Consider the following 23,437-nt stretch of genomic DNA (forward strand, 5'->3'; position numbering starts at 1 on the left):
CCCCGTACTCAGCAAGGTGCCCCCGGTTCTCAGCCCTGGTACGGCGGAGCCGCGCCCCATCCCCACTGTGGTACCGGCTGCTCGGCCGGTGGTTTGGCGTCCGGGCCGGAGAAGTGGACGGCGAGCCGGGTGCCCCACTCCACGTAGGCGAGGAACGCCGAACGGAACTCGGCGTCGGTCGGCAGACCTGCCTCGTCGGCCGCGTCCTGGATGAGGTTCACCCAGCGGCGGCGCTGGGGCTCGGTGATGTCCCGCCCGAAGTGCTTGGCCACCATGTGGCTGTGGCCGCCCTGGGTCGCCGAGTAGCTCTGCGGGCCGCCGAAGACCTCCGCGAGCCAGAGGGCGACGTGCTCGGCGTGCTCGGGGGCGAGGCCCGCGAAGACGGGCGCGAGCAGGTCGTCCTGGAGCACCTTGGCGTAGAAGGCCTCGGTGAGCCGGGCGAAGGCCTCCGCGCCGCCCGCCCAGTCGTACAGCGTGGGCACGGCGGAGCCCGTCCCGCGCACCGAGGTGGCCTTGTAGTGCCGCATCTCGTCGATGTGCCCGATGTACGGGCGGATCTCCGCGAGGAAGGCGGGGAACAGGTCCGAGGTGCGGAAGCCCTCGAGGTGGTCCTCGGTCGACGTCCAGGTGATCCGCAGGACGTAGTGGCCGAAGTCCTCCTCGCAGCGGGCGAGTTCGTAGTCGACGCAGTGCGGGGAGGCCGCGAGCTCACGTGCGGCTCGGGTGTACGCGGCCAGGAACTCCGCGGACCGCTCCTCGGGGATCCGGTACCGGATGTACTCGACCGTGGTGCGGGGCGTGCTTGTCTCGGGTGCCGTCATGGGGCCACGCAAGCACGAACGGCCCGCCGGAGGCTCGTCTTCCGGCGGGCGTTCGCTCAGCGCTCAGCGAACCGGTGTCCCGCGCCCGTCAGGCCGACGGCGCGTTCTCCTTCACCGTGATCTTGCCCTTGCGGATCGTCGCCACGCGCGGGGCCTTCTTCGCGATCGAGGAGTCGTGGGTGACCATGATGAAGGTCAGCCCGTGTTCCTCCCACATGGTGTGCAGCACGTCCATGATCTCGTCGCGCATGCTCTCGTCGAGGTTGCCGGTGGGCTCGTCGGCGAGCAGCACCTTCGGCTGCTTGACCAGCGCGCGGGCGATCGCGACGCGCTGCTGCTGGCCGCCGGACATCTCGGACGGCAGGTGTCCGAGGCGCTCTCCCAGGCCGACGGACTTCAGCGCCTCGGCGGCCCGTTCGCGCCGCTCCCTGACCTTCACGCCGAGCGGGACGAGCGCCGTCTCGACGTTCTCCTGCGCGTTGAGCGTCGGGATGAGGTTGAAGGACTGGAAGACGAAGCCGATGTTCTCGCTGCGCACCTTGGTGAGCCTGGCTTCGGAGAGCTTGGCCAGGTCGACGCCGTCGAGGACGATCGCGCCCTCGGACGGCCGGTCGAGCGCGCCGATCATCTGGAGCAGCGTGGACTTGCCGCCGCCGGTGGGGCCCTGGATGACGAGCCGGTCGCCGTCCGGGATGGTCAGGTCGACGCCGGCGAGGGCGTGGACCGTCTCCTTGCCCCGGGTGTAGCGCTTGGTGACGCCTCTGAGTTCGTACATGGGGACAACAACTCCTGGTGTGCGTATGAGGGGTGGGGCGGTTCGGCTACTCGACGCGGCGCAGTGCGTCGGCCGGGCGCAGCCGGGAGGCGCGCCAGCCGCCGAACGCGCCGGCGATCAGACCGCCGGCCACGGCGAGACCCACCGCGACGGCCACCGTCGTGACGCTCACCGGCGCCGTCAGCGCCACGTCGAGGGTCTTGGCCGCCGCCTGGCGACCGCCACCGCCGAAGCCGCCGCCACCGCCGCCGGGACCGCCCTGGCCCCCGCCGCCACCGCCGCCGCCCAACTGGGCCTGGAGGGTGGGGCTGATCGCGGTCACGACGTACGCGCCGCCCAGGCCCAGGGCGATGCCCAGGGCGCCGCCCAGCAGGCCGTTGACCATGGCCTCGCCGACGACCTGCCGGGTGACCCGGCCGGACTTCCAGCCCAGCGCCTTCAGCGTGCCGAACTCACGGACGCGGCGGGAGACCGCCGAGGAGGTGAGCAGACCGGCGACCAGGAAGGCGGCGATCAGAACCGCGATGGACAGCCACTTGCCGACGTTGGTGGCGAGCGAGGAGGCCGTGGAGAGCGAGCCGGAGACGGTGTCCGCGAGGTCGGCGGAGGTCGTCACCGTGGTGCCCGAGACGTTCTTCTGGATCGTCGACTTGACGCTGTCGATCTTCTGGGAGTCGGTCGCCTTGACGTAGATCGTCGTGACCTTGTCCTTGGAGTCGCTGAGGGTCTGAGCCTGGGTCAGCGGAAGGTAGACGTTGGCGGCCGCGTCACCGCTGTCGGCCGTGGCGATACCGATCACCGAGAACTTGACCTTGCTGATGGTCAGCGTGGAACCGACCTTGAGCGACTTCTCCTTGGCGTACGCCGAGTCGAGGACGGCGACCTTGCCGTTGTTCTCCGTGGTCTTGAAGGTGCGGCCGCTGGTGATCGTCGAGGAGGTCAGCGGGCCGAGCGCGGGCTCGGTGACGTCGGTGCCGTAGACGGAGTAGCTGTTGACGTCGAAGTTGGCGCCGCCGCCCTGGACTTCACCCTGCGGCTGGCCGTTGCCGCCGCCGTTGCCACCGGCGCCGCCGCCCTGCTGGCCGCCGGCTCCGCCCGCGTTGTCGTTCTGCTGGAACTGGCCGCGGGTGAACTGGCCGTCGACCTTGAGGACCTGGAGGCTCAGTCCGCCGACCGCGTCGGAGACACCGCCCTGCTTGCCGACCTTGGTGACGGTCGCGGTCGACAGGGTCTGGAAGCCCTGCACCATGACGCGGTCGGTGCTCTGCTCCGCGTCGGAGTCGTTGTCCTGCGCGTCGAACTGGAAGCGCGGCCGGTCCGAGGCGCTCGCGGTGGGCGAGGCGGCCTTGGTGACCGTCATGTCCGTACCCAGTCCGTACAGGGACTGGAGGACCTTGTCCTGGGCCTTCCCCATGCCGGAGGACACGGAGGTGACCACGATGACCAGCGCGATACCCAGCGCGAGCCCGGAGGCGACGACGAGGGCCGCTTTTCTACGGCGGCGCAGTTCGCGCCTCAGGTAGGTGAAGAACATGGCCGCACGGTAGGTACCGCGCGTGATGAAGGGATAAGGCCGAAATAAGAGAACGATGAGAAGGCTGTGATCAACCCCGGAAACACCGGTGCCGCCCCTGGGGGCGGCACCGGAAAGCTGTGGGTGGACTGTCGAACCGACCGTCAGGAACTACCTCAGACGGCCGAACCCGCCTTCCACTGCGCCCAGTCCATGTTCCAGCCGTTGAGGCCGTTGTCCGGGGACACGGTCTTGTCGCCGGTGTTCTTGACCACCACGACGTCGCCCACGATGGAGTGGGTGAAGAACCAGTAGCCCGCCGTGCCCGTGTCGTTGGCGCCCTTGGTGTCGGACAGACCCACACAGCCGTGGCTGGTGTTCACCGAGCCGAAGACGGACTTGGCGCCCCAGTAGTTGCCGTGCACGAAGGTGCCGGAGTTGGTGAGGCGGATGGCGTGCGGCACGTCCTTGATGTCGTACTCGCCCTTGCCGTCGTCATCGGTGAAGCCCACGGTCGCGCCGTTCATGCGCGTCTCCTTGAACATCTCCGACATCACCATCTGGCCCTCGTACGTCTTGTTGTCGGGCGAGCCGGCCGAGATCGGGATGGTCTTGATGACCGCGCCGTTGTGCGTGATCTTCATCTGCTTGGTCTTCGCGTCGACGTACGAGACCTGGTTGCGGCCGACCTTGAAGGTGACCGTCTTCTGCTGGACCCCGATGACACCGTCGGCGCCCTCCACCCCGTCGAGCGCGAGCTTCAGCGTGACGGTGGAGTTCTCCTTCCAGTAGTCCTCGGGACGGCAGTCCATGCGCTGGGTGGAGAACCAGTGGCAGACGACCTCCTGGCCGCTGCTGGAGGTGACCGTGACGCCCTTCTGGACGGCCGCCTTGTTGGTGATCTCCTTGTTGAAGTTGATCGACACGGGCATGCCCACGCCGACGGTAGAGCCGTCGTCCGGCGTGAAGTTGCCTATGAAGCTGTTGTCCGGGGAGACCGTGGTGAAGGAGGCGTTCTCGTGCGCCACGAGGCCGCCCGAGTCCTTGGCCTCGGCCGCCACCTTGTAGGTGGTGGAGCGCTCGAGCTGCGCGTTCGGCTTCCAGCTGGTCTTGTCGGCGGAGAGTGCGCCCTCGACGGCCGTGCCCTCGGAGGTGGTCATCGTCACCGTGGTGAGCGTGCCCTTGCTCACCGTGACGGCCGCGGAGTTGTTGATGGAGGCGTTGTCCGAGCCGTCCGCGGGCGTGATCTTGATCTGGGCCTCGGAGGACTTCTTGGCCGCCGCCTCGTCGGCCTTGGCCTGCGAGGAGCCGCCTCCGCCGTCGGAGGCGTCATTGTCGCCGCCGGAACACGCAGAGAGCACCAGAACACCGCCGAGCAGTGCGGACGCGGTCATCAGACCTCGGCGCCGCCTACTGTCCGTCATCACACGCTTCTCCATCGTTGCCGATTGCCAGAACCCAGAGAGTCCCCGTCAAGAACATCAACGCTACGACCGGTTCCCCCCGTTCCACATTCCCGAAGGTGTGGGGCACGCCACGTTCGTGGCGCGGATGATGCGGGTGTCGGTTCGTGCGCCTGGTGAGACGACGAAACCCCGGTCGGCGGTTGCCGTCCGGGGTGACGAGTTTCCCGGAACGCTCAGCCGATGCGCGTCTCTTCGCCGTCCGCCTCGTCATCCTCGTCGACATCATCCTCGTCGAGGTCCCACTCCGGCGAATCCGGGTCGTAGTCGATCCGTTCGCTGGACCAGGAGGCCTGCTGGAGCTCCACCCCGGGCACCTCACCGACCAGGTCGAACGGGTCGACGAGATAGGCGAGAGCCTCCGCGGTGTCCTCCGTCACAGCGCCCTCGGCATGCGCCCGCTCGGCGTCCGGGAGCTCCGCGTCGTCGGCGATCCGCCGCAGCGCCGCCGTCGTCACGGCGTCCTCGTCGTGCACCTCAAGGAGAATATCCACTCGGATCCGCACAAAACGTGATGTCTCTTCAGTACTCATGGCCGGAGCGTACGGCTCACAGCTCCCGCAACTTTCCCGCGACCCGCGACTTTCATTAGCATCGGACCACACGGCCAATTCGCCAGCGCCACAAGGGGATCGATATTCCGTGTCATCCGCTCGACGTTCGTTGCTGACCGCCACCGCCGCGGGGACCCTGCTGGGTGCCCTGTGGTTCGTCCCGTCCGCGAACGCGTCCCAGGACACCTCGGCCAGAACGGGCACGACGACGCAGATCACGACCCAGGCACGGGCCGCGTCGACAACCACGACCGAAACCGCCGCCGACACCAGCACCGCCGCCGGCACGACCGGGACCACGGCCAGGACGGCAGCCGATACAGCGGCCGACACGGCGACCGACACCACGGTCGACGACGGCACCCGGCTCGCCGACACCGGCAGCTTCGACACGACTCCCTACGTCGTCGGCGGAACCACGCTCCTCGCGCTCGGCGCGGGCTTCGTGGTGTATTCCGTTCGCCGGGAACGTCTGGGTTTTTGAATCAACTTGACTGTTCTTTGACAGGCTCTTCATAGTTCGCTCATGAAGAGATCACCGGGGGCACGGCTGTGCGCCACCGCCGCAATAGGCGCACTGTCGCTCTCCCTCCTCACCGCATGTTCGGACGACGGGTCGAAGGACTCCGCGGACTCCAAGGCCTCCGCCTCCACGTCCGCCGGTTCCTCCTCGTCGGCTCCGGCCGCGAAGGCGCTCACCTCCGCCGAGCTGGAGAAGCTGCTGCTCGCGCAGGGCGAACTCAAGGGCTACAAGTCCGAGTCGGGCGACGACACCCTGCCGGCCTCCAAGACCGCGGTGAAGACCGACAAGCCGGCCTGTGACCCGCTCGCCTGGGCCACGGCCGCTCTCGCCCCGGGCGACACGGACGCGAACGCCAGCAACACGGTCTCGGAGGACAAGGCGTCGGGTGCCACCGTGCAGCCGGAGGACTTCGCGGACGCCTTCGACGTCGACATGACGTTCGTGGGTCTCTCCTCGTACGAGGGCGACGGCGCCGAGAAGGCCATGAAGGCCGTCTCCGACGGCGTGACGGCCTGTGCCGGCGGCTACGGTCTGACGGCCGAGGGGGAGACCACCAAGGTCACCAAGGTGGTCGCGGAGAAGGGCGCCGCGAAGGGTGACGAGGCGGTGACCTTCGCCGCGGACGTGGACATGGACGGCGCGGGCACGGCCACCTTCCACACCCAGGTGGTGCGCAAGGGCAACACCGTCGCCTCGTTCTACACGGTGAACTTCGCCGCGATGTCGAAGGGCGGCGACATGGGCGCCGTCCCGGCGGCCGTGGTCGACGCGCAGGTCGCCAAGCTGAAGTAACCGGCCGACGCACACGCGTCGAAAGGGCCCCGCCGCATCCGTGCGGCGGGGCCCTTTCGCGCTGACGGATCGCGCTAGCGGAGCGGTCCGGTGACCGTCTCCACCGCGGCGACGATCCCGCCGTCGCGCACGAAGGCGTCCGCCGCCGCGAGGTCGGGCGCGAGGAACCGGTCCGGGCCGGGGCCCCGCACGCCCGCCTTGCGCGCCGCCTCGATGACCGCACGCGTCGCCGGCGCCGGGGTGAGCCCCTCGCGCAGCTCCACACCGCGGCCGGCGGCGTACAGCTCGACGGCGATCACGCGCGTGAGGTTGTCGACGGCGGTGCGCAGCTTGCGGGCCGCGGACCAGCCCATCGACACATGGTCCTCCTGCATCGCGGAGGACGGGATGGAGTCGGCGGACGCCGGTACGGCCAGCCGCTTCAACTCGCTGACCAGCGCGGCCTGCGTGTACTGGGCGATCATCAGCCCGGAGTCGACGCCGGCGTCGTCCGCGAGGAACGGCGGCAGGCCGTGGCTGCGGTTCTTGTCCAGCAGCCGGTCGGTGCGCCGCTCGGCGATGGAGGCGAGGTCGGCGACGGCGATGGCGAGGAAGTCCAGGACATAGGCGACCGGCGCGCCGTGGAAGTTGCCGTTGGACTCGACCCGTCCGTCGGGCAGCACGACGGGGTTGTCGACGGCCGAGGCCAGCTCCCGCTCGGCGACGAGCCGGGCGTGCGCCATGGTGTCGCGGCCGGCGCCGGCGACCTGCGGGGCACAGCGCACCGAGTAGGCGTCCTGGACCCGGGGCGCGTCGTCCTGGTGGTGGCCGGTGAGTTCCGAACCCGCCAGCACGGCCAGCATGTTGGCGGCCGAGGCGCCCTGCCCCGGGTGCGGGCGGATGGCGTGCAGCTCGGGGGCGAGCACCTTGTCGGTGCCGAGCAGCGCCTCCAGGCTGAGCGCGGCGGTGACGTCGGCGGACTTGTAGAGCATGTCGAGGTCGGCGAGGGCCATGACCAGCATGCCGAGCATGCCGTCGGTGCCGTTGAGGAGCGCCAGCCCCTCCTTCTCGCGCAGCTCGACGGGGGCGATGCCGTGCTCGGCGAGCAGCTCGCCGGCGGGCCGTACGACGCCGTCCGGGCCCTCCGCGTCGCCCTCCCCCATGAGGGTGAGGGCGCAGTGCGAGAGCGGGGCCAGGTCGCCGGAGCAGCCGAGGGAGCCGAACTCGTGCACGACCGGGGTGATGCCGGCGTTGAGGATGTCGGCCATGGTCTGCGCGACCTCGGGCCGCACGCCGGTGTGCCCGGAGCAGACGGTCTTGAGCCGCAGGAACATCAGCGCCCGGACGACCTCGCGCTCGACCCGCGGGCCCATGCCCGCGGCGTGCGAGCGGACGATGTTGCGCTGGAGCTGGGCGCGCAGCTCCGGGCTGATGTGCCGGGTGGCGAGGGCGCCGAACCCGGTGGAGACGCCGTAGACCGGCTCGGGCTTGGCCGCCAGCGCGTCCACGATCTCGCGGGCCGCGGCGAGGGCCGCCACCGCCTCGCCGGAGAGCTCGATCCGGGCGCCGCCGCGCGCCACCGCGAGCACGTCGGACGCGGTCACGCCGGACGTCCCCACCACCACAGTGTGCATATCCATATTCAGGAGCGTACGCAGTGAAGACCGGGATGTCACCAGTGGGTACCGGGTTCACCCCTTACCGAATAGGTCACATCCTCAACGCCGCCCCCTGAACCGCCGCCGCTCGGCGGTCCGCTCGTGGGAGGGCTCGTCGGCGAGGCGTACGACGGGGTCGTCGGGACCCTCCCGCCCGGCGACCACCGGCCGGGCGGCCCGTACGGCCTTGGCCCGGTACTGGGCGGCGTCGGCCAGCCGGAACAGCCGGCGCGCGGAGGACACCGGCCCGATGGGGTCCTCGGTGGAGGCGACCCCGCAGGCCACTCCCTCACCGAGCTCCAGCTCACCGGCCCGTCGGCAGAGGTCGTCGGCGACCTTCACGACCTCGTCGGCGAGCGGCCCGACGGCCAGCAGACAGAACTCGTCGCCGCCGAGCCGGGCGGCCAGCGCGCCGGGCAGCATGGCCCCGCACAGCGACAGCACCGACCCGAACCGCTCCAGCAGCCGGTCCCCGACGGCATGCCCGAGGGTGTCGTTGACCCGCTTCAGCCCGTTGAGGTCACACACCACGAGGCTGACGACGACCCCCTCCGCGCGATGCCGCTCGACCGCCTCCTCCAGCCGTACGTCGACGGCACGGCGGTTGGCCAGACCGGTGAGGGCGTCGGTGAAGGCGAGCCGGCGGGCCTCCTCCAGCCGCTCGGTCTGGGCGAGCCCGGCGGCGACGACGGCGGCGAGGACGGTGGCGAAGTCGGCGTCGGCCCGGTCGAAGACAGGGGTGCCCACGGAACGGGCGACATACAGCTCCCCCCAGGCACGGCCGTGCAGCACGATCGGCGCGACCACACAGGAGCCACGGCCCCTGCGGCGCAGGGCGGCGACCCGCTGATGGCAGTAGCCGGGGCGCCCGGCGGCGGGGCCCTGGGCCGTCTCCACCCAGGCGTTGGGCTCCCCGCCGGCCACCCAGCGCTCGTGCAGGAACTCGGTGATCTCGGGGAACTGGTGCACCGGATAGGCCTCCCCGTCCGGGAACTCGTCCTCGTCGGCGGCCCGGTCCCCCACGTTCACCAGGACGCGCAGCCGCCCGAGGTCCCGCTCCCACACCGAGAGCGCGGCGAAGCCTCCGGAGAGCGCCCGGCAGGCCCCGAGCGCGGCCGCGCGCCACGACTCACGGGGGGTGTGCGCGGCCGCCATACCCTGCGCGAGCGCCACCACGGCCACCAGGCGTCGGTCCTCACCCATCTCTCCAGGCTAGGGACATTCAGCCCGAAAGGGGACACCGAAGGGTCACTGAAAGTGATGAGCGCACCTCCGGCCGCGTGTCGCCCACCGTCCGCTCACTCGCCCGGCCACTGCGGCTTCCGCTTCTCGTTGAAGGCCGCCACCCCCTCCGCCCGGTCCCCGGAGAAGGCCACCGACCGCCACGCCGCGTCCTCGATCTCCAGCCCGGCCCGCAGCTCCAGCCCCTGCCCCAGCCGCAGCGCCCGCTTCGCCGCCCGCAGGCCCACCGGCGAGTTGCCGCCGATCCGCGCGGCCAGCGCCAGCGCCTCCTCCCGGTCCCGCCCGTCCTCCACCAGGACGTCCACCAGACCCAGGTCCCGGGCCTCGGCCGCCGCCACCCGGCGCGCCGTGAACACCAGCTCGGCCGCCCGGGCCGCCCCCACCCGGCGCGGCAGCAGCTGGGTCCCGCCGCCGCCGGGGATCACACCCACCGACACCTCCGGCAGCCCGACCACGGCCGTCCCGTCGGCCACGATCACGTCGCACGCCAGCGCCAGTTCGAAGCCGCCGCCCAGCGCGAAGCCGTGCACCGCCGCGACCGAGGGCACCGGCAGTTCCAGCACCCCGGTGTACGCGGCACGGGTGAGCGGCCGCTGCCGCAGCAGTTCGGCGTCGCTGAAGGAGTTGCGCTCCTTCAGGTCGGCGCCGACGCAGAACGCCCGCTCGTGCGTCGAGGTCAGCACCACCACCCGCACGTCCCGGTCCCCGCCCAGCGCCGCGCACGCCCCGGCGATCGACCGGGCCATGTCGGTGGAGACGGCGTTCATGGCCTTCGGCCGGTCGAGCACCAGCTCGGCGACGTGCCCGCCGTCCCCGTGCCGCCGCACCAGGACGAACTCCCCGAACCGCTCCTCGCTCATGTCACCGCTCCCGACACCGCTCACGACACCCTCCGGTTAACGCGGGTTAACAACGCTCGTCCGATCATCGCAGCCGGGACCGGGAGACGAAAGAGCGGACCGGCCCCCTGAACCTCCCGTATCCGGGCCCCGGCTACCCGTTCGGGTGACATGCCGCCCAACTCCCCCCGCAACGCCCACGGGAGCGCATAACGTGCGTCCGCCCCGGCGCATCGGGGGCGCGACCGCACCGGGGAGAGAACGCGATGACGAGCACGCCGGTGAGCATGTGGACCGGGCCGTACGAGACGGCTGCGCAGGACGGGGCGGCCTCCGGGGAGACCGGCGGGCTGTGGGCCCCGCGCCCCCGGGGCCGGCACCGCCGTCCCCGCCCCCGCAAGGTGCTGTTCGCCGCCGGCGGCCTCGCGCTGGCCGCCGGGGTGCTGAGCCTCGTCCGGCTGACCCCCGACCCGGGCGGCGCCGGCGGTCTCGGCACCGCGGGGGCCGAACCCCGGCCCGAACCCGTCGCGGGCACCGACACCGCCGCCGACACCGCCGCCGACACGGAGCCCGACGCCGAGCGCTCGGCCGGCCCGTCCACCCCGGTCGTGCCGACGCCGACCGCACCCAGCGCGATGGGCGGAGCGGGCACCGCCCCGGCACCCGAGGCAGGCCTGGTCCCGGGCGTCCCCGGCGCGCCTACGTCCGTCGCCCTCACCCCGGGCACCACCTACACCCCGGCCGCGCCCGCGCCGGCGCCTCGCTCCCCGGAGCCCGACACGACCGCCGCCCCGCGGCCCACCTCGCCTCCGCGAACACCGGCACCCGCCCCCACCACGGCCGCACCCGCGCCCCGGCCGGAGCAGCCCGACGAGCCACGTCAGCCGGGCGTCTGCGTACCCGTCATCGGCCTCTGCGTGGACCCGCTGGGTGCCGCCGTACCGAGGCTCTAGCCGTCGGTGTCGTTGCGTCGGGTCAGCAGCCAGGGCTCGACCACGCCGAGACCGCGCACCGGCCGCTGCCACATCGGCTGGAGCGCGAAGCGGTACTTCGGCGGCTCCTCGCCCTCCTTCTCGGCGGCGGCCGCCTCCTCGGCGGCCTCCGCCTCCGAGGCCGGGGCGTCGCCGGTGCGGATCAGCTCCTCGGCGAAGGCGCTGTCGACGAGGACGGCGTCCCGGGGAGCTATCGACGTCAGCCGGGAGGCCAGGTTGACCGTCGTGCCGAAGACATCGCCCATCCGGGTGGTGACCGTGCCGAACGCCATGCCGACCCGCAGTTCGGGCATCGTCTCGTCGTTGCTCATCGTCTCGACGAGCAGCAGCGCGATGTCGGCCGCGATGCCCGCGTCGTCGGCCGCGTACAGCACCTCGTCGCCGAGCGTCTTGATCAGCCGTCCGCCGCGGGCGGCGACCAGGTCGGCGGCGGTCGTCTCGAAGGCCTCGACGAGTTCGCCGAGTTCCTCCTCCTCCATCCGCCGGGTCAGCCGGGTGAAGCCGACGAGGTCCGCGAAGGCGACGGCCAGCCGCCGGTCGACCATCTCCTCGTCGTCGGCGGCCTGGACGACCCGGCCCGCCGAGGCGGCGAGCTGCCGGCGCCAGACGTAGACGAGGAACTCCTCCAGCTCGGGCAGCAGCAGCTCGACGATGGGATACGTGACCTCGGTACGGGTCATCCCCGGCTCGGGCGGCTCGGTCAGCCCCTCCAGGAAGGAGTCGATCTGCCATTCCGCCAGACGGGCGGTGGTCTGCCCGGTGGACCGCGCCACCTGCACGGCCATCGCCTCGCTCAGCAGCCCCGCCTCCACGAGACCGGCCAGGCGCCGCAGGGCGAGGACGTCCGCCTCGGTGAGCGCCTTGGCCTGCCCGATGTCGGCGAATCCCATGGCCCGCCAGAAACGCGACGCCAGCTCCATGGAGACACCGGCGCTGCGGGCGGCCTGGAACGGGGTGTAACGCCGCTCGGCACCGAGGATGAGCTGTTCGAGGCGCAGGGCGAGAGGATGCGGGTCCTCTCCGGGGTCGCCCGGCTCACCCGGCTCGGCCGGCAGGTTTCCCCGGCCGTCCGCGCCCGCGCCGGAGCCCGTGTCGTCGACGGTCACGCCTGCTGCCCTTCCGATCTTCCGCGGCCAGGTATCGACCGGCCTCAACTCTACGGCAGGTGTGCGCCAGCTCACTCCGTCCGGTTCGGCGGGGTCACGTCACCCGGCGTTCGGTCACGCCGGCCTCAGATGCACGATGTCTCCCGCGCCCACCGGCTCCTGTACCCCTTCCTTCGTGGCGATCACAAGCCGTCCGTCCCCGTCGACCGCGACCGCCTCGCCGACGATCGACCGGTCTCCCGGCAGTTCGGCCCGTACCGTTCGTCCCAGCGTCGCGCACCCGGCCGCGTACGTCTCCTGGAGACCGCTCGCCGCCGGGTCGCCGCCGGCCGCCCGCCAGCGCCCGTACCACTCCTCCAGGGAGCGCAGAACGCCCCGCAGCAGCGGGTCCCGGTCCGTGTTCTGCGCGCCGGCCAGGGCCAGCGACCCCGCCAGCGGCACCGGGAGCTCGTCCGCGCGCAGGGTGACGTTGAGGCCGACTCCGACGACCACCGCCTCCTGACCCGCGCGCTCCGCGAGGATGCCGCCCGCCTTGCGTTCCTCTCCCCCGACGGTCACCAGCAGGTCGTTGGGCCACTTGAGTGCCGTGTCGACGCCCGCCGCCCGGGAGAGTCCCGTCGCCACGGCGACCCCGGTGAGCAGGGGCAGCCAGCCCCAGCGGGCCACCGGCACCTCGCTCGGGGTGAGCAGTACCGAGAAGAACAGCCCGGAACGCGGGGGCGCGGTCCACCGGCGGTCCAGCCGCCCGCGTCCCGAGGTCTGCTCCTCGGCGACGAGGACCGCGCCCTCACGCGCCCGGCCGGCACTCGCCGCGTCGACCAGGTCGGAGTTGGTGGAACCGGTGCTCTGCACCACGTCCACCTGCGACCACAGCCCGCCCTCCCGTACCAGCGCCCGGCGCAGTGCCGGGGCGTTGAGGGGCGGCCGGTCCAGATCGGACCACCGGCTGCCGCCCTCGTCTGCTGCATCTCGCGGTGTCATGCAAGCCACCCTAGGTGTGTTGAATGCCGCACTGCCGATCCCCAGGGCCAGCACTACTCTACGGATGAGTAACCGTCCCCCCTTTTGAGCAGGCAGGGAGCCACATCCCGATGTCCGAGCCGGAAGAGCGCCACGAGATCCCAGGGATCGACGTCCACACCACCGCGGGCAAGCTCGCGGATCTCCAGCGCCGCATCCAGGAAGCGACGCACGCCGGTTCGGAGCGTGCCGTCGAGAAGCAGCACGCGAAGGGCAAGTTGACGGCCCGTGAGCGAATCGAGTTGCTCCTCGACGAGGGTTCCTTCGTCGAGTTGGACGAGTTCGCCCGACACCGCTCCACCAACTTCGGCCTGGAGAACAACCGCCCGTACGGAGACGGCGTCGTCACCGGGTACGGCACGGTCGACGGCCGCCCGGTCGCCGTCTTCTCCCAGGACTTCACGGTCTTCGGCGGCGCCCTCGGCGAGGTCTACGGCCAGAAGATCGTCAAGGTCATGGACTTCGCGCTGAAGACCGGCTGCCCGGTCATCGGCATCAACGACTCCGGCGGCGCCCGTATCCAGGAGGGTGTCGCGTCCCTGGGCGCGTACGGCGAGATCTTCCGCCGCAACACGCACGCGTCCGGTGTGATCCCGCAGATCAGCCTGGTCGTCGGCCCGTGCGCGGGCGGCGCGGTGTACTCGCCCGCGATCACCGACTTCACGGTGATGGTGGACCAGACCTCGCACATGTTCATCACCGGTCCTGACGTCATCAAGACGGTCACCGGCGAGGACGTCGGCTTCGAGGAGCTGGGCGGCGCGCGCACCCACAACGCGGTGTCGGGCGTGGCGCACCACATGGCCGGCGACGAGAAGGACGCCATCGAGTACGTCAAGCAGCTGCTGTCGTACCTGCCGTCCAACAACCTCTCCGAGGCCCCGGTGTTCCCGGAGGAGGCGGACCTGTCCGTCACCGACGAGGACCTGGAGCTGGACTCCATCGTCCCGGACAGCGCCAACCAGCCGTACGACATGCACACGGTGATCGAACACGTGCTGGACGACGCCGAGTTCTTCGAGACGCAGGCGCTGTTCGCGCCGAACATCCTCACCGGCTACGGCCGGGTCGAGGGCCACCCGGTCGGCATCGTCGCCAACCAGCCGATGCAGTTCGCGGGCTGCCTGGACATCACGGCCTCGGAGAAGGCGGCCCGCTTCGTCCGCACCTGCGACGCCTTCAACATCCCGGTCATCACCTTCGTGGACGTGCCCGGCTTCCTGCCCGGCGTCGACCAGGAGCACGACGGCATCATCCGCCGCGGCGCCAAGCTGATCTACGCCTACGCCGAGGCCACCGTCCCGCTCATCACGGTGATCACCCGCAAGGCCTTCGGCGGCGCCTACGACGTCATGGGCTCCAAGCACCTGGGCGCGGACCTCAACCTGGCCTGGCCGACCGCTCAGATCGCCGTGATGGGCGCCCAGGGCGCGGTCAACATCCTGCACCGCCGCACGATCGCGGAGGCGGCGGCGAGCGGCGAGGATCTGGAGGCGGTGCGGGCCCGGCTGATCCGGGAGTACGAGGACGCCCTCCTCAACCCGTACGTCGCGGCCGAGCGGGGTTACGTCGACTCGGTGATCATGCCGTCCGAGACCCGTCGGCACATCGTGCGGGGCCTGCGTCAACTGCGCACCAAGCGGGAATCCCTCCCGCCGAAGAAGCACGGCAACATCCCCCTCTAAGGAGCCGCTGTGACGATCAAGGTCGTACGGGGCAACCCGACCCCCGAGGAGCTCGCCGCCGCCCTGGCGGTGGTCCGGGCCCGCGCCGCGGCGGCAGCGGCCGCACCGTCCGGCGCGGACACCCCGCGGGACGCATGGTCCGACCCGGCCCGCATCGCGGCCCACCGGCTGCCCCAGCCGGGCCAGGCGACCTGGACCCGCACCTACTGGCCGAGCTGAGCGCGCCCCGGCTGTCTGTTGCTTTCAGGGGGGGCGGGGCCGCATCGACATGCGGCCCCGCCGCGCGGGCGCGACAAGCCCCCACCGGCCCGCAGCCGAACGACGACCGAACATCCGGTGAACGACCGCGGGCCCACAACTTGAGTACGGGTACTCAGGCGCCGTCAACCCGCCAGGCCGCACGCTGGTGGCATGCTGTGGTCCGACCCCGAGAACGAGCCCCCCGAGGAACTCCGCGAGGTGCAGGAGAGCCTGCGGAGACTCGGCCTCTTCCTCGCACTGGCCATGGTGATAGCGATGATCGTGCTGGGGCTCAGATAGAGCGCGCCACGCCGCTAGGCTGATCACATGCGCCGACTCGTCCTCGCCTCCCAGTCCCCCGCCCGGCTGAACCTGCTGCGCCAGGCCGGTCTCGCCCCCGAGGTGATCGTGAGCGGGGTCGACGAGGACGCCGTCACCGCCCCCACCCCGGCCGACCTGGCGCTCGCGCTCGCCGAGGCGAAGGCCTCCGTCGTGGCCGCGAAGCCCGAGGTCAAGGGGGCCCTGGTGATCGGCTGCGACTCGGTCCTCGACCTGGACGGCGAGGCGCTGGGCAAGCCCGCGGACGCTGCGGAGGCCACCGCGCGCTGGCAGGCGATGCGCGGCCGGGCCGGGACGCTCCAGACCGGCCACTGCGTCTACGACACGCTCAGCGGTCGCTACACCTCCGCGACCGCCTCCACCGTCGTCCGCTTCGGCGAGCCGACCGACGAGGAGATCGCGGCGTACGTCGCCTCGGGCGAACCCCTCTACGTCGCCGGGGCGTTCACGCTCGACGGCCGCTCGGCCCCGTTCATCGAGGGCATCGACGGCGACCACGGCAACGTCATCGGCATCAGCCTGCCCCTCGTGCGCCGGCTGCTGGCGCAACTGGGCGTCGGGATCACGGAGTTGTGGGCGCCGCCGGAGGCGTGACCGGCGCGGGCGCGACCGGTGGGGCCCCACCGCCGCCCTTGCTGTCCTGCGGCTGCCGGGCCACGGGCCGCTCCTTGGCGTCGTACGTCATCAGGAGCAGCACGATCAGGGCGAGGACGACCACCATGAACAGGAACTGCGTCCAGCCCAGCAGACCCCACGCGAAGGCGCCCAGCAGGCCGTGCACGACCGCGGCGCTGATCAGCAGCACCCGGCCGACCCCGGCGGGCGCGCGGTCGCGCAGCGCCACCAGCAGGGCCACCAGGGCGCACAGGCCGAAGTAGAGGCCGAAGAGGATCCCGCCGACCTTCGAGGACGTCGACATGACGTCCGGGTCCATTCCGGCCAGGGACATGTCCTGCCGGTCCACCACGACGCCCATGAACCAGTTCAACGCGGCGACGCCGAGCGCCTCCGCGAAGAGCACGACCGCCACGATCCACGCCACCGGTCTGCGCACCACCGGTCCCACCCACTTTCGACCCCGACCCGAGCAAGGGTGCTGTTACCTGAAGTACGTTCGGAACATCCTGAACGCTACTAACGGGTAAACCGCGGGACAAGGGTTCTGCGCGCGGCAAAGAATCGTTGGGCCATTCGTAGGGACTCCACAAAGAAACGGAGTGTGCCGCAGCACGTGCTCACAGAGACCTTGGCCACATCAGAGGGCTAGGGTTTGCCGGAGGAGTGCTGCGTACGGCGGTACTACAAGGGATTTCGCGGTCGAGTGAGCCTGGCATCACGCTCCGTGTGGGCAAGCTCACCTTTGGGGACGGGTCGATGAGTCGTGTCGGCAGTCCCTAAACTCGGCTTGTTTCAAGGAGGGAGCCTCAATCGTGCGCAAGGTGCTCATCGCCAACCGTGGCGAAATCGCAGTCCGCGTGGCCCGGGCGTGCCGGGATGCCGGTATCGCGAGCGTGGCCGTGTACGCCGACCCGGACCGGGACGCTCTGCATGTCCGCGCAGCGGATGAGGCGTTCGCCCTGGGCGGTGACTCTCCTGCGACCAGCTATCTCGATATCGAGAAGGTGCTGAACGCGGCACGGGAGTCCGAGGCCGACGCCGTTCATCCCGGCTACGGCTTCCTCTCGGAGAACGCCGACTTCGCGCAGGCGGTCCTGGACGCGGGCCTGATCTGGATCGGCCCGCCCCCGCAGGCCATCCGTGACCTCGGCGACAAGGTCGCCGCCCGGCACATCGCCCAGCGGGCCGGCGCGCCCCTGGTCGCCGGTACACCCGACCCGGTCTCCGGCGCCGACGAGGTCGTCGCGTTCGCCGAGGAGCACGGCCTGCCGATCGCGATCAAGGCCGCCTTCGGCGGCGGCGGTCGCGGTCTGAAGGTCGCCCGGACGCTGGAAGAAGTCCCCGAGCTGTACGACTCGGCCGTCCGCGAGGCGGTCGCGGCCTTCGGCCGGGGCGAGTGCTTCGTCGAGCGGTACCTGGACAAGCCGCGGCACGTGGAGACGCAGTGCCTGGCCGACAGCCACGGCAACGTGGTCGTCGTGTCGACCCGTGACTGCTCGCTCCAGCGCCGCCACCAGAAGCTGGTCGAGGAGGCCCCGGCACCGTTCCTCTCCGAGGCGCAGGTCGCCGAGCTGTACTCCTCCTCGAAGGCCATCCTGAAGGAGGCCGGCTACGTCGGCGCGGGCACCGTCGAGTTCCTCGTCGGTGTCGACGGCACGATCTCCTTCCTGGAGGTCAACACCCGTCTCCAGGTCGAGCACCCGGTGACCGAGGAGGTCGCGGGCATCGACCTGGTGCGCGAGATGTTCCGGATCGCCGACGGCGAGGAGCTCGGCTACGGCGACCCGGAGCTGCGGGGTCACTCGTTCGAGTTCCGTATCAACGGCGAGGACCCGGGCCGGGGCTTCCTGCCGGCCCCCGGCACGGTCACCACGTTCGCCGCGCCGTCCGGTCCGGGCGTGCGGCTGGACGCGGGCGTCGAGTCCGGCAGTGTGATCGGCCCGGCGTGGGACTCGCTCCTCGCGAAGCTGATCGTCACCGGTGCCACCCGTGAGCAGGCGCTCCAGCGGGCCGCCCGGGCCCTGGAGGAGTTCCAGGTCGAGGGCATGGCCACGGCCATCCCGTTCCACCGCGCGGTGGTCAGGGACCCGGCGTTCGCGCCGGAGCTCACCGGCAGCCAGGACCCGTTCACGGTCCACACCCGCTGGATCGAGACCGAGTTCGTCAACGAGATCCCGGCGTTCTCGGCCCCGGCCGACACCGACGCCGAGGACGAGACGGACCGCGAGACGATCGTCGTCGAGGTCGGCGGCAAGCGTCTGGAGGTCTCCCTCCCGTCCTCGCTCGGCATGAGCCTGGCCCGCACGGGCCTCGCGGCGGGCGCCAAGCCCAAGCGCCGCGCGGCCAAGAAGTCCGGCCCCATGGCCTCCGGCGACACCCTTGCCTCCCCGATGCAGGGCACCATCGTGAAGGTGGCCGTCGAGGAGGGCCAGGAGGTCAAGGAGGGCGACCTGATCGTCGTCCTCGAAGCGATGAAGATGGAGCAGCCGCTCAACGCGCACCGCTCCGGCACCGTCAAGGCCCTGGCCGCGGAGGTCGGCGCGTCGATCACCTCGGGCGCGGCGATCTGCGAGATCAAGGACTGACCCCACCGGTCACCCGTGTCGAGGCGCCCGCTCCCCGGGCGCCTCGCCGCGTTTCACCACCCGGCCGGCCCATCCGGCTCTCGGGCCCGGATTCCCGAACCCGGCCGCCCCACCCGGGCCCCGGCCTGCCGGAGCCATCCGACCCGCCCGGACATTCCAGCCCGTCTGGGGGTCCCCCTCTGGGGGAGTTTGAGGACGAGGCCCGTTCAGGACCGAACGGGGGTCTGGGGGCGGAGCCCCCGGGTCACCCGGCGCCGACGACCGCCCGAGGTCAACGGCGACGCATGTCGGCGACCCTGGCCCGCTCCCCGCCAGGGGCCTGCTCACCCAGCATCGAGGCCGCCCGCAGCCCCGCGGCCGCGCCCGGCACCTGCCCCCGCCGCGGAGCCGGCAACGGCACGTCCCGACGCTGCTGCTGATGGCGCGCCGGGACCGCATCACCCCCCGGGCTCCCCGACGCCCCGGCCACGGCGATCTGCACCCCCTGGTCCGCCAGAGCCTGGAGCTCGGTGGCCGCACGGTCGTCGTGCGCGGGCGGCTCGTCGGTCACCAGCCGGGTGATGACGTCCGTCGGCACGGTCTGGAACATCGTGTCCGTGCCGAGCTTGGTGTGATCGGCGAGGACGACGACCTCGGCGGCCGCCTGCACCAGTGCCCGGTCGACGGACGCCGACAGCATGTTGGACGTGGACAGCCCGCGCTCCGCGGTCAGTCCGCTCCCGGAGATGAAGGCCCGCGACACCCTGAGTCCCTGGAGGGACTGCTCGGCGCCGCTCCCCACGAGGGCGTAGTTGGAGCCGCGCAGGGTGCCGCCGGTCATCACGACCTCGACCCGGTTGGCATGGGCCAACGCCTGGGCGACGAGCAGGGAGTTGGTGACGACGGTCAGTCCGGGCACCCGGGCGAGCCGGCGGGCCAGCTCCTGTGTCGTGGTGCCCGCCCCGACCACGATGGCCTCGCCCTCTTCGACGAAGTTGGCGGCGAGATCCGCGATGGCGGTCTTTTCGGCGGTCGCGAGATGGGATTTCTGCGGAAAGCCGGATTCTCGCGTGAACCCACCCGGCAATACCGCACCGCCATGCCGGCGGTCGAGGAGTCCTTCTGCCTCCAGTGCGCGCACGTCCCGCCGTACGGTCACTTCGGAGGTCTGGACGACGCGGGCGAGTTCACGGAGCGACACGGCCCCGTTCGCTCGCACCATTTCGAGGATCAATTGACGACGTTCTGCAGCGAACACGAAACTGACAGTAACGCGGACGACCGTCTGCTTTCAGCTCTTTGCGCCGAATAGTAGAAGTTGTTCGCACAGGGGCACGGGGAGTGGTATAGGGCCCTGTTCCGGCGCCTATGCATCCCGGATGTCCGGCAACCCGGCGACGACGCGCCGTCAACTCCCCGTGACCAGCGGGGAGTCGAAACCGGCCGTCAGCCCTCGTCCGCCGTCTTGCGGGTGTGCAGCTGTCGCGCCACTTCCGCGATCGACCCGGAAAGAGACGGGTACACGGTGAACGCGTTCGCGATCTGTTCGACCGTCAGGTTGTTGTCGACGGCGATCGAGATCGGGTGGATGAGTTCCGAGGCGCGCGGCGCCACGACCACACCGCCGACGACGATCCCGGTGCCGGGGCGGCAGAAGATCTTGACGAAGCCGTCGCGGATGCCCTGCATCTTGGCGCGCGGGTTGCGCAGCAGCGGCAGCTTGACGACCCGGGCGTCGATCTTGCCCCCGTCCACGTCAGCCTGGCTGTAGCCGACGGTGGCGATCTCGGGGTCGGTGAAGACGTTCGAGGAGACGGTCTTGAGGTTGAGCGGGGCCACCGCGTCGCCGAGGAAGTGGTACATGGCGATCCGGCCCTGCATGGCGGCGACGGAGGCCAGGGCGAAGATCCCGGTCACGTCACCGGCCGCGTACACACCGGGGGCGGTGGTCCGGGAGACCTTGTCGGTCCAGATGTGACCCGACTCGCGGACCTTGACGCCCGCCTCCTCCAGGCCCATCCCCTCGCTGTTGGGGATGGCACCGACCGCCATCAGGCAGTGCGTGCCGGTGATGACCCGGCCGTCGGACAGGGTGACCTCGACCCGGTCGCCGACCCGCTTGGCGGACTCGGCGCGCGAGCGGGCCATGACGTTCATGCCGCGGCGCCGGAAGACGTCCTCGAGGACGGCGGCGGCGTCCGGGTCCTCGCCGGGCAGGACGCGGTCGCGCGAGGACACGAGGGTGACCTTGGAGCCGAGGGCCTGGTAGGCGCCGGCGAACTCCGCGCCGGTCACACCCGAACCGACCACGATGAGCTCCTCGGGGAGCTCGCCGAGGTCGTAGACCTGGGTCCAGTTCAGAATGCGCTCGCCGTCGGGCTGGGCGTCCGGCAGCTCGCGCGGGTGGGCGCCGGTGGCGAGCAGGACGGCGTCGGCGGTGAGGGTCTCCTCGGTGCCGTCGGCGGCGCTGACGACGACCTTGCGCGAGCCGTCGAGGGCCTGCATGCCCTCCAGCCGGCCGCGCCCGCGCAGCACGCGCGCGCCGGCCCGGGTGACGGAGGCGGTGATGTCGTGCGACTGGGCGAGCGCGAGCCGCTTCACCCGGCGGTTGACCTTGCCGAGGTCCACCCCGACGACCCGGGCGGCCTGCTCCAGCGGCGGGGTGTCGTCGGCGACGATGATCCCCAGCTCCTCGTACGAGGAGTCGAAGGTGGTCATCACCTCGGCCGTGGCGATCAGGGTCTTCGACGGCACGCAGTCGGTCAGCACCGACGCTCCGCCCAGACCGTCGCAATCGACGACGGTCACCTCCGCGCCGAGCTGCGCGGCCACCAGCGCTGCCTCATAGCCGCCGGGTCCGCCACCGATGATCACGATCCGAGTCACGTACTCCATTGTCCCGCACGGGGGCCGGTGGTACTGCCCCGGGGGGCCGCGGGGGCGCCACCGTTACGAGAGTGACGCGTGCGCGGGCTGCCGTACTCTCCTTGCATGTCGCTCTACGCCGCGTACGCCGGCAACCTCGACGCGCGGCTGATGACCCGCCGCGCTCCCCACTCTCCCCTGCGCGCCACCGGCTGGCTGAACGGGTGGCGGCTGACGTTCGGCGGCGAACAGCTGGGCTGGGAGGGCGCGCTGGCGACGGTCGTCGAGGATCCCTCGGACCCCGGCGCGCAGGTCTTCGTCGCGCTGTACGACGTCGCCCCCATGGACGAGGACTCCCTGGACCGCTGGGAGGGCGTGAGCCTCGGCATCTACCGGCGCGCCCGGGTGCGGGTGCAGACCATGGACGGGGAGGAGTCCGCCTGGATGTTCGTACTGAACGGCTACGAGGGCGGCCTGCCCGCGGCGCGCTATCTCGGGGAGATCGCCGACGCCGCCGAATCCGCCGGAGCGCCACACGATTACGTGATGGAGCTGCGCAAGAGGCCTTGCTGAGCGCGGCCGACTCTAGACTCGGTGGGCATCACAGCACACGAACGGGAGGGCGCGATGAGCGGCAGGACTGCGTACACCGTCTTCTACACGGAGCAGGCGGCAGCGGCGCGCGACCGGCTGGATGAACAGCAGCGGGCGGCGTTCGAGAAGGGCATCATGATGCTCGCTGCGGATCCGTTTCCCGACCTGTCCCGGCCCATAAGCTCCACCGGGGACGACCGGACGATCCGGCTGACCCAGAGCACCCTCATCGAGTACACGGTCAGCGTCGGCAGGCTGCTGATCTTCATCGTCGAGGTCTTCAACGACAAGGACATCTTCGTCACGGGCGAGTGAGCACTCCGGCCCTCTCGTTGGAAACGACAAGACAACGATCGCCATCCCGTGGGCTCTGTCATCTACGCGCGTAGGCCGGAACCGGCTACCCTCATCGCGTGAACGCATCTCTTCTCCCGGACGACATCCAGGGCGACCCGCACGCCGCGGCCGACGCCGCCGCCGCACGCCTGCGCGAACTGACCGGCGCCGAGACCCACGACGTCGCCCTCGTGATGGGCTCCGGCTGGGCACCGGCCGTGGACGCCCTGGGCGCTCCCGACGCCGAGTTCCAGGTCACCGAGCTGCCCGGTTTCCCGCCGCCCGCGGTCGAGGGCCACGGCGGGAAGATCCGCTCGTACCAGATCGGAGCGAAGCGGGCGCTGGTCTACCTGGGCCGCACCCACTACTACGAGGGCCGCGGCGTCGCCGCCGTCGCCCACGGGGTCCGTACGGCGGTGGCGGCCGGCTGCAAGACGATCGTGCTGACGAACGGCTGCGGCGGCCTGCGCGAGGGCATGCGCCCCGGGCAGCCGGTACTGATCAGCGACCACATCAACCTCACGGCGACGTCCCCCATCGTCGGCGCGAACTTCGTGGACCTCACGGACCTGTACTCCCCGCGGCTGCGCACCCTCTGCAAGGAGATCGACGCCACGCTGGAGGAGGGCGTCTACGCCCAGTTCCCGGGCCCGCACTACGAGACGCCGGCCGAGATCCGGATGGCCCGCACCATCGGCGCGGACCTGGTGGGCATGTCGACCGTGCTGGAGGCCATCGCGGCCCGTGAGGCCGGGGCCGAGGTGCTCGGCATCTCCCTCGTGACCAACCTCGCCGCCGGCATGACCGGCGAGCCGCTGAACCACGAGGAGGTCCTCCAGGCGGGCCGCGACTCGGCGACCCGCATGGGCTCGCTGCTGGCGCAGGTGCTGGGCAGGCTGTAGAAGCGGTTCCGCAGGTG

24 protein-coding genes are annotated in these 23,437 nt (G+C 71.3%); 11 read left to right on the forward strand and 13 right to left on the reverse strand.

Translation table 11 applies throughout. The annotated features are described in order from the left end of the window. Positions 1–29: 29 nt before the first annotated feature. From ACFVYS_RS29350 to ACFVYS_RS29370, 5 genes are all read right to left on the reverse strand, one after another. Positions 30–821, reverse strand: coding sequence for a group II truncated hemoglobin (locus tag ACFVYS_RS29350; RefSeq protein ID WP_389506843.1), 792 nt, complete (start codon positions 819–821; stop codon positions 30–32). An 88-nt stretch (positions 822–909) separates the two neighbouring features. Further along, the gene (locus ACFVYS_RS29355; protein ID WP_389506845.1) at positions 910–1,596 is read right to left on the reverse strand and encodes an ABC transporter ATP-binding protein; all 687 of its coding nucleotides are present in this window, start codon (positions 1,594–1,596) and stop codon (positions 910–912) included. 46 nt (positions 1,597–1,642) lie between these two features. Continuing rightward, a complete protein-coding gene (locus ACFVYS_RS29360) occupies positions 1,643–3,130 on the reverse strand; it encodes an ABC transporter permease (protein WP_389506847.1) in 1,488 nt (495 codons plus the stop codon). Positions 3,131–3,285: 155 nt separating this feature from the next. Next, positions 3,286–4,548: an Ig-like domain-containing protein gene (locus ACFVYS_RS29365; protein ID WP_362268554.1), complete on the reverse strand. Its 1,263-nt coding sequence runs from the start codon at positions 4,546–4,548 to the stop codon at positions 3,286–3,288. A gap of 200 nt (positions 4,549–4,748) precedes the next feature. Continuing rightward, complete coding sequence (locus ACFVYS_RS29370; protein WP_389506849.1) at positions 4,749–5,048, reverse strand: hypothetical protein; 300 nt, start codon at positions 5,046–5,048, stop codon at positions 4,749–4,751. 166 nt (positions 5,049–5,214) lie between these two features. Between ACFVYS_RS29370 and ACFVYS_RS29375 the strand changes: the two genes are divergently transcribed. Both ACFVYS_RS29375 and ACFVYS_RS29380 read left to right on the forward strand, forming a co-directional pair. Next, complete coding sequence (locus ACFVYS_RS29375) at positions 5,215–5,610, forward strand: LPXTG cell wall anchor domain-containing protein (RefSeq protein WP_389506851.1); 396 nt, start codon at positions 5,215–5,217, stop codon at positions 5,608–5,610. Between the two features lie 42 nt (positions 5,611–5,652). Next, positions 5,653–6,441, forward strand: a complete 789-nt coding sequence (locus ACFVYS_RS29380; RefSeq protein WP_389506853.1) for a hypothetical protein — start codon at positions 5,653–5,655, stop codon at positions 6,439–6,441. 74 nt (positions 6,442–6,515) lie between these two features. Here the strand turns inward: ACFVYS_RS29380 and hutH are convergent, their stop codons facing one another. From hutH to ACFVYS_RS29395, 3 genes are all read right to left on the reverse strand, one after another. After that, a complete protein-coding gene (hutH, locus tag ACFVYS_RS29385) occupies positions 6,516–8,054 on the reverse strand; it encodes a histidine ammonia-lyase (RefSeq protein ID WP_389506978.1) in 1,539 nt (512 codons plus the stop codon). Between the two features lie 84 nt (positions 8,055–8,138). Further along, on the reverse strand, positions 8,139–9,281 hold the full coding sequence (locus ACFVYS_RS29390) for a diguanylate cyclase domain-containing protein (protein WP_389506855.1): 1,143 nt from the start codon (positions 9,279–9,281) through the stop codon (positions 8,139–8,141). Positions 9,282–9,376: 95 nt separating this feature from the next. Then, positions 9,377–10,180 carry an enoyl-CoA hydratase/isomerase family protein gene (locus tag ACFVYS_RS29395; protein WP_389506857.1) on the reverse strand — a complete coding sequence of 268 codons (804 nt, stop codon included), beginning with the start codon at positions 10,178–10,180 and terminating at the stop codon, positions 9,377–9,379. A gap of 245 nt (positions 10,181–10,425) precedes the next feature. Between ACFVYS_RS29395 and ACFVYS_RS29400 the strand changes: the two genes are divergently transcribed. Further along, positions 10,426–11,112, forward strand: coding sequence for a hypothetical protein (locus tag ACFVYS_RS29400; protein WP_389506859.1), 687 nt, complete (start codon positions 10,426–10,428; stop codon positions 11,110–11,112). Here ACFVYS_RS29400 and ACFVYS_RS29405 read toward each other — a convergent pair. Together ACFVYS_RS29405 and ACFVYS_RS29410 are read right to left on the reverse strand one after the other, a co-directional pair. Further along, positions 11,109–12,257 carry an adenylate/guanylate cyclase domain-containing protein gene (locus tag ACFVYS_RS29405; protein WP_389506861.1) on the reverse strand — a complete coding sequence of 383 codons (1,149 nt, stop codon included), beginning with the start codon at positions 12,255–12,257 and terminating at the stop codon, positions 11,109–11,111. The genes ACFVYS_RS29400 and ACFVYS_RS29405 overlap by 4 nt on opposite strands. A 114-nt stretch (positions 12,258–12,371) precedes the next feature. Continuing rightward, a complete protein-coding gene (locus tag ACFVYS_RS29410) occupies positions 12,372–13,238 on the reverse strand; it encodes a biotin--[acetyl-CoA-carboxylase] ligase (protein WP_389506863.1) in 867 nt (288 codons plus the stop codon). A gap of 110 nt (positions 13,239–13,348) precedes the next feature. Between ACFVYS_RS29410 and ACFVYS_RS29415 the strand changes: the two genes are divergently transcribed. The 4 genes from ACFVYS_RS29415 to ACFVYS_RS29430 all read left to right on the forward strand — a co-directional run bounded on the left by ACFVYS_RS29415 (position 13,349) and on the right by ACFVYS_RS29430 (position 16,135). Then, positions 13,349–14,962 (forward strand): acyl-CoA carboxylase subunit beta, encoded by a 1,614-nt coding sequence (locus ACFVYS_RS29415; RefSeq protein WP_389506865.1) that lies wholly within the window; start codon positions 13,349–13,351, stop codon positions 14,960–14,962. A 9-nt stretch (positions 14,963–14,971) separates the two neighbouring features. Then, complete coding sequence (locus ACFVYS_RS29420; RefSeq protein WP_389506867.1) at positions 14,972–15,181, forward strand: acyl-CoA carboxylase epsilon subunit; 210 nt, start codon at positions 14,972–14,974, stop codon at positions 15,179–15,181. A 192-nt stretch (positions 15,182–15,373) separates the two neighbouring features. Beyond that, positions 15,374–15,502: a morphogenic membrane protein MmpB gene (gene mmpB, locus ACFVYS_RS29425; RefSeq protein WP_389506869.1), complete on the forward strand. Its 129-nt coding sequence runs from the start codon at positions 15,374–15,376 to the stop codon at positions 15,500–15,502. A gap of 27 nt (positions 15,503–15,529) precedes the next feature. Next, positions 15,530–16,135, forward strand: coding sequence for a Maf family protein (locus ACFVYS_RS29430; protein WP_389506871.1), 606 nt, complete (start codon positions 15,530–15,532; stop codon positions 16,133–16,135). Here ACFVYS_RS29430 and ACFVYS_RS29435 read toward each other — a convergent pair. Beyond that, positions 16,104–16,598: a hypothetical protein gene (locus ACFVYS_RS29435; protein ID WP_389506873.1), complete on the reverse strand. Its 495-nt coding sequence runs from the start codon at positions 16,596–16,598 to the stop codon at positions 16,104–16,106. The two genes, ACFVYS_RS29430 and ACFVYS_RS29435, sit on opposite strands and share 32 nt — an antisense overlap. A 373-nt stretch (positions 16,599–16,971) precedes the next feature. On the opposite strand from ACFVYS_RS29435, the gene ACFVYS_RS29440 reads away from it, so the two are divergent. Beyond that, positions 16,972–18,744 (forward strand): acetyl/propionyl/methylcrotonyl-CoA carboxylase subunit alpha, encoded by a 1,773-nt coding sequence (locus tag ACFVYS_RS29440; protein ID WP_389506874.1) that lies wholly within the window; start codon positions 16,972–16,974, stop codon positions 18,742–18,744. Between the two features lie 271 nt (positions 18,745–19,015). On the opposite strand, the gene ACFVYS_RS29445 is transcribed toward ACFVYS_RS29440, so the two are convergent. Together ACFVYS_RS29445 and ACFVYS_RS29450 are read right to left on the reverse strand one after the other, a co-directional pair. Further along, positions 19,016–19,981, reverse strand: a complete 966-nt coding sequence (locus tag ACFVYS_RS29445; RefSeq protein ID WP_389506876.1) for a DeoR/GlpR family DNA-binding transcription regulator — start codon at positions 19,979–19,981, stop codon at positions 19,016–19,018. A 188-nt stretch (positions 19,982–20,169) separates the two neighbouring features. Next, a complete protein-coding gene (locus tag ACFVYS_RS29450) occupies positions 20,170–21,618 on the reverse strand; it encodes an NAD(P)H-quinone dehydrogenase (protein WP_389506878.1) in 1,449 nt (482 codons plus the stop codon). Between the two features lie 96 nt (positions 21,619–21,714). On the opposite strand from ACFVYS_RS29450, the gene ACFVYS_RS29455 reads away from it, so the two are divergent. From ACFVYS_RS29455 to ACFVYS_RS29465, 3 genes are all read left to right on the forward strand, one after another. After that, positions 21,715–22,161, forward strand: coding sequence for a gamma-glutamylcyclotransferase (locus ACFVYS_RS29455; RefSeq protein ID WP_389506880.1), 447 nt, complete (start codon positions 21,715–21,717; stop codon positions 22,159–22,161). Between the two features lie 54 nt (positions 22,162–22,215). Further along, complete coding sequence (locus ACFVYS_RS29460) at positions 22,216–22,497, forward strand: type II toxin-antitoxin system RelE/ParE family toxin (RefSeq protein ID WP_389506882.1); 282 nt, start codon at positions 22,216–22,218, stop codon at positions 22,495–22,497. Between the two features lie 98 nt (positions 22,498–22,595). Further along, positions 22,596–23,420, forward strand: coding sequence for a purine-nucleoside phosphorylase (locus ACFVYS_RS29465; protein WP_389506884.1), 825 nt, complete (start codon positions 22,596–22,598; stop codon positions 23,418–23,420). The last annotated feature ends 17 nt before the right edge of the window (positions 23,421–23,437 follow it).

Source organism: Streptomyces sp. NPDC058295 (assembly GCF_042880655.1).
GTDB lineage: Bacteria > Actinomycetota > Actinomycetes > Streptomycetales > Streptomycetaceae > Streptomyces > Streptomyces coriariae.